Raw genomic sequence first — 9,240 nt, forward strand, 5'->3', positions numbered from 1 at the left:
GATGGGAAGATGCCGGGTATCGCTCGCGCTGCAGCAGACGTGGCCCGTCCTGGGCCCGCGAAGAAGATCAGTGGAGTGCCTGGACCAGGTAAAGGAACGCGAGGGCAGCCGCGGCGGGAGTCATGATGAGGCGTTCAGGCCTGCTGCGGGAGACCACGTTCATCACGACGCCGAGTGTGAAGTATGCAGTCATCACCCACATGGTGATGGAGGTAAAGGATTCGTTGACCAAGTGCGGGACAACGGCGGCTTTGGCCAGTGCGGCATAAGCGAAAAAGGCGTACACGCCAATGGAAACGGCGCTCCCGATCCTGAGGTTGGCCGGCAGGACAGGATACTTTCCGCCCCAGGCTATCCTCCCGAACGGAGCCCCGGCGATAAGCGCGACCTGGAAGATGGTCAGGCCGGTCAGAAGCGCGCAGGCGAGTGTTGCGGAAAGTTGATTTAGCGGCATTACAAACCACTCTCTTGTCCGGTGCGGGGAAATCTATGCTCCCGCTTGTGCAGAGCATATTCGCGAAAGCGCAGAATCATGGCGACCGCCATCAGCGGGATCATTGTTCCGTGGCTGAGCGACATCATTGTCCCGGCTGTCATACTCCCCAGAAGGTAGGGGCCCATGGTGAGGGCTGCAGGAAGAAGCATCGCTGCCGACATCTCTCCGATCGCCCACCAGCTGTGACGCTGATGGCGCATGTACAGGACCATCGGTGCGCCCATGTTGAACGCCATGACGATGTTCGAGAGGACGGGCAGCCGGCCCCACGGGTCGTCGACTCCGGCGAACGTCGCTCCCAGGTCGTAGACGGGGTCCAGCGCGAACATTCCCGCGTACATCAGGGCGACCATCACAGCGAAGTGTTTGGCGAAGTAGAAGTATCCCGGCCGGAATTTCGGGACGGCATGGTCGGTCCCGTCCATGGAATCGGCTGGGCGCTGACGGAATTCGTGGATGTGAGGGGTCATTTCATCTGCCCCTCTGCCCCACGCCGGACGGCGATTCGCACGATCGCCGGCAGGGCACCGGCGAGAATGGCGAGCAGCAGGCCGAACACGATCAGGACCGGAACACGGACATAGGTTCCCCCGGCCGCAAGGTTCAGATGCGCCGTGGGATAGTCGATCATCTTGGCTGCCGACAGGGCAGTGGCCCGGTCGGTGTGCCGCGCCAGGTACTCAAGGGCGCCGTCGAAGCCGAGCACACCACCGGCGCCGGCAAAGGCATCGGCGGAAACATTCCGGGACGCGGCCCAGTCCTTCAACTGCGGGTCAATGTCCTGGCCCCTGGCCGCGCCGGGGGCAATGACCTTGTCCACCTGAGGTGCCCGGGTTTCCGGAATGGTAAGGAGGACCATGCCGTGCCTGGTGGTGATGGTCTCCGTGGCGGYGACCGCCACGGCGCGGGCTGCGAAGGACTTGTTGTAAACCTCGAAGGCGCTGGCGACGTCGATCTCGCCGACCCCGTTGACCAGCCCGACGCCAATGGTCGGCCGGAGCCAAGGGACGAGGGCGTTGAGTCCGACGGGGACGTCCGAGGCAGCGAAGGACTGGACGGGTATCGATGTTGACGCGGCAACGGACCAATCCGGATATTTCATCAACAGGCCGACTCGTTCGGCTTCGCCGGCGCCGGCCAGGTCTTCCATGACTTTCAGCGCGCCCGGGATGCCGGAGGTTACGCCGGCCGTGGTGGTGATCATGCCGTCCTGGACGTAGCGCAGACCTCCCGTCCATTGGACCTCGGGATGGTTCTTCTTCAGGGAACTCAGACGAGACCAGTGGCTTGTGGCCGTGCGGCCGGTCAGGAGGCCGGTTCCGGCCAGGACGTTCGATCCGTTGCAAACGCCCAGGATGCGGGCCCCGTGGCCTGATTGCTCCACGATCCAGTCCCGCATGGCGGTTTCCTCCGGCCCCTCCGGGGCGCCGACGGCCGGTACAACGACGACGTCCGGCTGCCGGGCCGTGCCCGATCGAACGTCCTCGAACGTGAAGGTGGGCACTATCGCCGGCCCCCCGTCAACGGGGGCAGGGGAGGACTGCGCTGCGATTGTGTAGACAGAGAAATTCGGGGAGCTGGCAAACACCTCGTACGGAGCCAGAACGTCACTCCCCACGGTGCCCGACGAACCCAGAACAACGGCGACAACGATCTTGCCGGAGGAAGTGGGCCTGTTCACCGGGAGGTTATTCAGGTCCTGCGCTGGCGGCGCGAGGTGGCTTTCTGCATCAGCCACCTCAACGCCGGCGAAAGCCAGTGCAGCCACAACGAGCAGCGACAATCCCGCCGGGAGGGCGGCGTGAAAAAGACGTCTTGAACGGGAAGCCATGAGCGGGTCTCGATTCCATGTGAACCTGCGGGCTGCCACCGTGTGTGCACCCTGCGTTGCTCTTCACGCTACGGATTGCCCGCCTCCCGTACATCAGTCCAGGAGACACTCCCCAGCACCCGCAACCGGTACCTGGGTACTACGGGATCGCCACCAACCGGCGCCCTATGGCCGTCAACCGCAGCCCTAATAGACGGACCGGACAGGCCTAGAAACAATTCCCGGACACTTAGCGCGCAGGACGAGCCGGTTCACTGCGGTGCCGAGGCGGTGATCTGGCCAAAGCGCGAGCAACGATGTAGTCGGCCCATCTCCAGCGACGTGGTCCCTCGGTGACAGCCGTGAGCTGCCCACTAGCCTCGTTGTTCGTCGCCGACTGGACGATGGCGGGACCCTGAGCCCAGGCGGCCTGTCAGTTTTCGAACCCCGTGAGATCCCGCCTGACTCTCGATGGAAACTGTTCCACATGGGTCTGATGACCAACCTGCTGAACCCCAAAGCGGCCATCATGTTCCTGGCACTGATTCCCCAGTTCATCACCCCGTCCGCAGGTAATCCCGTCACCCAGGGATTCATCCTCGGCAGCGTGCAGATCACCATCAGCCTGATCGTGAACGCAGCAATCGTGCTTGCCGCAGGTGCAATTGCCATGTTCCTACGGGCCCGCCCCTCATGGTTGAAGTGGCAGCGGTTGATCACACGCACTCTTTTGGGCGCAGTCGGGATGAAACTCGCCATCGACGCACCTACCCCAGCGACCGGCTGACCCGTTAGTGTTCCGCTTACGGACAGAATCGCAGTGCAGACGACTTCTGACATTAAGTGCAGACGACTTCCAGTACGAAAATGACAGTCAGGCGGACTGCTCGGCTAACTGCCCCGGTGCAGTCCCCGCGCTACCCAGTGCGAGCCATATGCCGCCACCCATACTGTGCAATTCCCGAACAGGCGAGGACGGATGATAGACGGGTCCGCACAACAGCTGATTGCCTGAGGCAACTGTTTACCGCACGGGTAAAACCCGGCCGCCCACAATTGGCGAAGCTTCGGTTCATTATGCGTACTGAAACTTCGGATTCGCTGTGAACCTGCCCGCACGACTCGGCATCTCGCCCTGGCACGAGAGGTCTGGACCGGAGTGCAGTCACTCCTTGACCGCGTGACCCGCGGCCGTCATGCTGGTCGCCTGTTCGCTTAGCTCTCGATCGGAAGGCTGCATATGTCCTGTACCAACAACGCGCCCCCCGCTACGCGTTTCCGTTTGCTGCTGGCTGCATCGGCAGCCGCCGTGCTGATGCTTATAGGCGGGTCGGCACAGGCAGCCACCACCACAGGTGCCGGCAACGACGTGTCGTGGCCCCAATGCGGCAAGACCCTGCCCAAAACCCAGGCCTTCGCCATCGTTGGCGTGAACAACGGTCTGGCGAACACCACCAACCCGTGCCTGGCCACCGAGCTGTCCTGGGCGGGCGCATCGAAGGGCGGGACGGCTCAGCCCCTGGCCGCCCTGTATGTGAACACCGCCAACCCGGGGACCGCCGGGTCTTGGTGGCCCAGCAGCAATACGTACGGAGGTACAACGGTGACCAACCCGTACGGGCAGTGTACCAGCGGATCCGTCGGGGCAGCCTGCTCCTACATGTACGGGTACGCCAAGGCCTATGACGATGTAAACATCCGCGGCGTGAGAAACCCTGCCTCCTACACCTGGTGGCTGGATGTCGAGACCGGCAACAGTTGGTCGACGGACAAGACAGCGAACAGGTCCGATCTGGAGGGCATCGCGGCCTACTTCGCGAGCATTGGAGCCGGAGCCGGCATCTACTCCACCGGTGTCCAGTGGGCCCAGATCGCCGGCACAGTGCCCGCTTCGAGCAACCTATACACGCTGCCCAGCTGGCTTCCGGGTGCGAGTTCGTCGGCTTCTGCGAAACGCAAATGCTCCGATGCCCCGCTGACCGGTGGCGGGAGGGTCACGCTCACCCAGTACATCTCGGGCAGTTTCGACTACGACGTTTCCTGCATCTAGACACGCTGGGGGTCAGTCAGGAATCCGGATTTGCCCCGGGGCAACGGCCTGGGCGTGCACCTCACCCTCGGCGAAGGCGGCATTGATCAGTTGGATGAATCTCACCGTGGTTGTCCAGTCTCAGTCGTGAACCAATCAGCAACCCAGGGTCCAACTCGTCCAACTTGAACCGGCAACTTGACTCATTTGCCTGAAGAACCCTACTCTATAACCAATCAGTTATAGAACGATTAGGTTATGGTGTGTGACATGGTAGATGAGCTCAGCGCAGTGTTTGGGGCCTTGGCCGATCCGACTCGTCGGGCAATCTTGCAGCGCCTCACGGAAGGCGACGCGCAGGTCTCTGATTTGGCCGCGCCGTTTCGAATCAGCCAGCCGGCGGTTTCCAAGCATCTGAAGGTGCTCGAGGGTGCCGGGCTCATCTCAAGGACCCGCGTGGCCACCGCCAGGTTCAGCCATCTGGAACCAGACCGGCTCAAGGAAGCGAGCGAATACATGGAGCGGTACAAGCAGTTTTGGGGTGAGTCGTTCGACAAGCTCGACGGCGCCCTCGCCGCGTTTCAGCGCGACACCATCCACGATGGCCGGGGACGCGATGTCTGAGGGCCGCCAGAATGAGATCACCGAGCGTGATGTCTTCGTTTCGCGTTCGTTTGCCGCACCGAGGGATGTGGTGTAGCGATTCTGGACCGAACCGGAGCTCCTGGCGAGCTGGTTCGGGCCCGAAGGAGTCACGGTACCCCTGGACAGCGTCACCGTGGACCTGACGGAGCAGGGCCGGTGGGAGCTCTCCATGGTCGATACCGCGACCGGAGCGCCCCACCCCTTCCTGGGCCGCGTCCTCGCCTTCCGGGTCCCTGAATTCCTCGAAATTCAGCTGGCCGCGAGGACTGCGGCAGGACTTGTGGAGGACGTCGTCCTGCGGCTTGAGTTCCACGCTCACGGGGACCGAACCCGCATGACGCTGCATCAGGGCCCCTTCACCGACGAGATCCGCGACATGACTCTCGCCGGCTGGGTCCTATCCCTCGACAAACTCGACACGATCCTCGAAAGGTACCCGGCATGAAAACCACACTCCCTGAAACCCTGATCACCCAGCTCCCCTCCGCTGACGGGACATCAATCTCCGTCGAACGGATCGGCGCCGGCCCGGCACTCGTTCTGGTCGACGGCGCATTCTGCGGCCGGTCCTTTGGCCCGGCCCGCGGACTGGCCACGAAGCTTGCCGATTCGTTCAGCGTCTACTTCTACGACCGCCGGGGCCGCGGTGACAGCGGCGATACCAAGCCGTACTCGGTGGAGCGCGAAATCGAAGACCTCGCCGCAGTCATAAGCTACGCGGGCGGAAACGCCTTTGTGTACGGCATCTCCTCCGGCGCCGCGCTTGCCCTCGAAGCCGCCGCCGCGGTCGTCCCGATGCGCAAGCTCGCAATCTACGAGGTCCCGTACACCGGGGTGGGCGAGACCCAAGGGGGGCCCATCGACCATGATAGCCACCTTAAGGACCTCCTCGCCCGCAACAAACGCGGCGCCATGATCTCGTACTTCTTGGTCAAAATGATCGGCGTCCCGGCGTTCGTCCCCATCATGCTGCGCTTCATGCCCAAGGTCTGGAGCAGCCAAAAAGCCGCCGCCAACACCCTCCCTCACGAGGTTGCCGTCCTGAACAATTTCACCGCGCCCCTGGACCGGCTCGCGAAGATCACCGTCCCGACGCTGGTCATCGTCGGCGGAAAAGCAGCCCCCTCCATGGCCGCCGCTCAAACATCAGCCGCCGAGGCCAACCCGCAAGCCGAACACCACACGCTGGAGGGCCAGACCCACCAAGTCTCGGACGCCGCGATGGCAGCAGAACTCCGCGGCTTCTTCACCATTTGACCCAACCGCACTCCAGGGCGCACCAACCGAGTCTCTGCTGAAATCCTGTGGTCTTCGGAGGGTCGGGGAATGTAGGGTTCCGCGGTAGGACTGTAACGACCTTGAAACGGAAATTTGAAGTCGTAGTTCTGCCCAGCGACGGTGACCGTTCGGCGCAGTCCTAACGGGGACCAGCCGGATTCGTATGGTGACCTCGCCCCGGGCCGGGGGATCCAGGTCGACCAGCTCACGCCCAGGGGCCCATCTGGTCCGTTGTTCTGACAGAGGTCATACGTGATGGTGAACGAGACCCGATTCCCGGTCTTCAGCATCCCGACAGCAATGGCTGGCCCGTGCGGGGACAAGGAAACGTAGTGACCGGCTCGACTAGAACCAGGCGCTGTGGGCCGACAAGGACCGGAAGAGAAGGAGCAGTTGATGCAACGATTCATCGTTCTATACCGTGCACCTCAGAATGTGGCCGAACGCTTTGCGCAGGCATCACCGGAAGAGGCCCAAGAGGGAGTAAAGCTGTGGGTAAATTGGGCAGCCAAGCTCGGCCCGGCGTTGCTCGAACCCGGCAAACCTCTTGGCAACGCCGTGAATGTGCGGCCGACAGGTACTACCAAATCTGACACCGACATCATCGGCACGTCCAACCCCCACGGCGCCATGCGACCGGGAGGCCCTAGATCCGCTGGAAGCGGCGTTGAATCCGCGAGGCCACGGCACCGCAGCCGGGTCAGCCACGCGGTAGCCATATTGTCGGTTCACGAACCGTGAACGTAGCTGCCGTTAGTGTCCGGGCTCAGGCGCGACCGGAATCATTTGTCCACTTCCCATCGTTCGTGCATCACAACGTTCCTCAGGGGTTCCTACGATGCGTTTGAGCGATACGGGGCGACTGACCGTGCCACAGTGACCGGTCGGCCAGTTCGTGTTTGACCGGTGTCGGCTAGTCTTTTTTGATCAGGTTTGGGGTTAGTCAGCTAATGGGGGTCCTTTCCCCTTTTTGGGCTCGCATAGGTCGGACGGACTCGCGGCATGCGCTGACCCTTCGGGGAGGCCCGGTGCCCGTTCGCGGGCCGCTGGCTGTTACAGGGGGACGTCGTTGGGCGGGGGCAGAACGGTACCGTCGCGCAGTTGGACCGGCCCCACGGGCAGGGAGAGGCGAGGGGCAGGGGGCAGGGGTTTGGGCGCCGGTGTCGGCTGCGGCGGTGGCGGAAGCGTGACCGGGCTGCCGTAGGCCGGGGGTGCCGGTAGGTGCAGGGCCGGGTCGATGAGGTCGGCCAGGCCCGGACTGCTGTCTACCCGATCGACGCCCAGTTTCGGCAGGCCCAGCAGTTGCATCGCCGTTTTGGGGATGTCGACGTGGGAGGACCAGCGGCTGTCGATGCCCTGGCGGACGGCGCCGCCGAACATGAGCAGCGGCACGCGGGGGCCGTAGGCCAGCTGCACGCCGTCGGGGGTGTGTTCCAGGTTAGGGGTGGCGACGTGGTCATCCCACCCGCCCCAGTCATCCCAGGTCAGGAGGAAGACCGTCTCGTCCCAGCCGCCGGCCCGGACGACGGCGTCCACGCTCTGCCAGATCTTGTTCATCCCGACGGTGACATCGGCCAAGGGGTGCTCGTCTTCGGGGGAGTTGTGCCACAGGTAGCAAAGCGCCGGCAGGGGACCGGCCTCGGCGTCCGTGATGAAGTGTGAATTGGGCAGGAGGTTGGGTGAGCCCTTGAGCTGGGTGTAGAACCCGACCGGGTAATCGCCGGTGCCGGTATAGCAGCGCCAGCGAAGACCGGCATCGGCGGCCAGCCCCGGGACTGAGGGCATGTCCCATAACGGCGGCGGCTGGAGTCTGGACGGGTTGCGCAACGTCGGGCTTTGGCCGCCAACGAGCAGCAGGTGGTTCGGTGTGGAATTGGTACCGAAGCCGCTGCAGTGGTTTTCCAGAAACGCCCCGGTCAGGGCCAGATAGGCGTAAAAGGGCAGCACCATGTTGGTGTCGAACTGGGTGCGCGTTGCGGTGCCGTTCCCGGACAGCCACTTGTAGTAGGAATGCCGGTCATGCCGCGGGTCAGAGAGCGGCGGATTGGGCTGGACGGGCCAGCCCGCGGCCACATTGGCCCCGTACGGCGCAAGCCCGCGGAAGTAGTTGTCGGTCGTGTGGTTTTCCTGCACCATCACCACCACACGCTTGACCCTGGGCTCTGCCATTGAAGAACCCCCTGTTCAAAGCCGGACGGCCGCCGAACCGGGCCGGACGGCCGATGCCCCGATTATGCACCCGCGGCCCCGCCGATGGCCATAGTTCCCCCTCAGGCCCGAAAGGCGACCAACACTGCGCAGCACCCCGGGGCGACAAACGAGACCTTATCCTTCGCCGTTTCGCCGGATCACGCCCGTCACCAGCGAGATTAATTCCGCGGGCGCATTGGTGCAGCCTAAAGCACCATGCTGCCGGGCTAGGGCAACGTGGGCAGGCAGCCGAGAACCGGCATAAATGACGAAAGGCGTCTGGTTACCAGACCGCCGCAAGCTATCAAGGAGGGTATAGCCCGCTTGAGCATCCGGCGGCCGCCCCATATCGGAAATTATCAGGTCATACGAGGATCCCTGAAGCTTTGTGAGCGCGTCGTCGGTGGATCGACTCAGGTCGAAAGAAACTCCCAATGCCTGGAGAGCGGCTCGCTCATAGCGGTTGTTGTCCGGGTTGTCATCCACCCAAAGAACGTGTGAGCTGCCAAGCTTCTTTCTGGCTTGGACATTGGGAATTGCCCGGGCCAGTGTGTCGGCCACTTGTGCCGGCGTGGCCGGTTCATCGTTTCCGCCTTCCGATTTTCGCGCACTTGCAGCACCCAGGGCTGCAGCAGCCTCTAGTTGTTAGCGGCCATGAAAAACTGCCCATAGGCGGCCACGGAACTGCCCGCTGACGGCCATGAAAACTGCCCGTTGGCGGCCATGAGATCTGCCCACTTCCTTTACTGAACCCTGCTGCTTAAGCGGCGGGAGCCTCTTCCCGGGGTTTGA

At 63.2% G+C, this 9,240-nt stretch carries 9 protein-coding genes and 1 pseudogene; 5 read left to right on the forward strand and 5 right to left on the reverse strand.

The genetic code is table 11. From position 1 onward, the window contains the following. Positions 1-67: 67 nt before the first annotated feature. Genes AC1DIM_RS18275 through AC1DIM_RS18285 form a run of 3 tightly spaced genes read right to left on the reverse strand, consistent with a single transcriptional unit; the run spans position 68 to position 2,327 of the window. Complete coding sequence (locus AC1DIM_RS18275) at positions 68-454, reverse strand: hypothetical protein (protein ID WP_477711920.1); 387 nt, start codon at positions 452-454, stop codon at positions 68-70. Beyond that, positions 454-966: a hypothetical protein gene (locus AC1DIM_RS18280; protein WP_477711921.1), complete on the reverse strand. Its 513-nt coding sequence runs from the start codon at positions 964-966 to the stop codon at positions 454-456. The genes AC1DIM_RS18275 and AC1DIM_RS18280 overlap by 1 nt, the downstream gene beginning before the upstream one ends. Beyond that, positions 963-2,327, reverse strand: a complete 1,365-nt coding sequence (locus tag AC1DIM_RS18285) for a DJ-1/PfpI family protein (RefSeq protein ID WP_477711922.1) — start codon at positions 2,325-2,327, stop codon at positions 963-965. Before AC1DIM_RS18285 ends, AC1DIM_RS18280 begins: the two co-directional genes overlap by 4 nt. Positions 2,328-2,760: 433 nt before the next feature. On the opposite strand from AC1DIM_RS18285, the gene AC1DIM_RS18290 reads away from it, so the two are divergent. The 5 genes and pseudogenes from AC1DIM_RS18290 to AC1DIM_RS18310 all read left to right on the forward strand — a co-directional run bounded on the left by AC1DIM_RS18290 (position 2,761) and on the right by AC1DIM_RS18310 (position 6,237). Then, complete coding sequence (locus AC1DIM_RS18290) at positions 2,761-3,093, forward strand: LysE family translocator (RefSeq protein WP_477711928.1); 333 nt, start codon at positions 2,761-2,763, stop codon at positions 3,091-3,093. A 453-nt stretch (positions 3,094-3,546) separates the two neighbouring features. Then, positions 3,547-4,356 (forward strand): glycoside hydrolase family 25 domain-containing protein, encoded by an 810-nt coding sequence (locus AC1DIM_RS18295; protein WP_477711923.1) that lies wholly within the window; start codon positions 3,547-3,549, stop codon positions 4,354-4,356. Between the two features lie 249 nt (positions 4,357-4,605). Further along, the gene (locus AC1DIM_RS18300; protein ID WP_477711924.1) at positions 4,606-4,959 is read left to right on the forward strand and encodes an ArsR/SmtB family transcription factor; all 354 of its coding nucleotides are present in this window, start codon (positions 4,606-4,608) and stop codon (positions 4,957-4,959) included. A gap of 88 nt (positions 4,960-5,047) precedes the next feature. Continuing rightward, positions 5,048-5,425 (forward strand): annotated as a pseudogene (locus AC1DIM_RS18305) (SRPBCC family protein); the annotation flags it as partial. Continuing rightward, complete coding sequence (locus AC1DIM_RS18310) at positions 5,422-6,237, forward strand: alpha/beta fold hydrolase (protein WP_477711925.1); 816 nt, start codon at positions 5,422-5,424, stop codon at positions 6,235-6,237. The pseudogene AC1DIM_RS18305 and the gene AC1DIM_RS18310, both read left to right, overlap by 4 nt. A 1,074-nt stretch (positions 6,238-7,311) precedes the next feature. Here AC1DIM_RS18310 and AC1DIM_RS18315 read toward each other — a convergent pair. Both AC1DIM_RS18315 and AC1DIM_RS18320 read right to left on the reverse strand, forming a co-directional pair. Further along, the gene (locus tag AC1DIM_RS18315) at positions 7,312-8,427 is read right to left on the reverse strand and encodes an alkaline phosphatase family protein (RefSeq protein ID WP_477711926.1); all 1,116 of its coding nucleotides are present in this window, start codon (positions 8,425-8,427) and stop codon (positions 7,312-7,314) included. A gap of 156 nt (positions 8,428-8,583) precedes the next feature. Further along, the gene (locus AC1DIM_RS18320) at positions 8,584-9,009 is read right to left on the reverse strand and encodes a response regulator (protein WP_477711927.1); all 426 of its coding nucleotides are present in this window, start codon (positions 9,007-9,009) and stop codon (positions 8,584-8,586) included. Positions 9,010-9,240: the final 231 nt, after the last annotated feature.

This window comes from Pseudarthrobacter sp. 01T43, assembly GCF_056398665.1.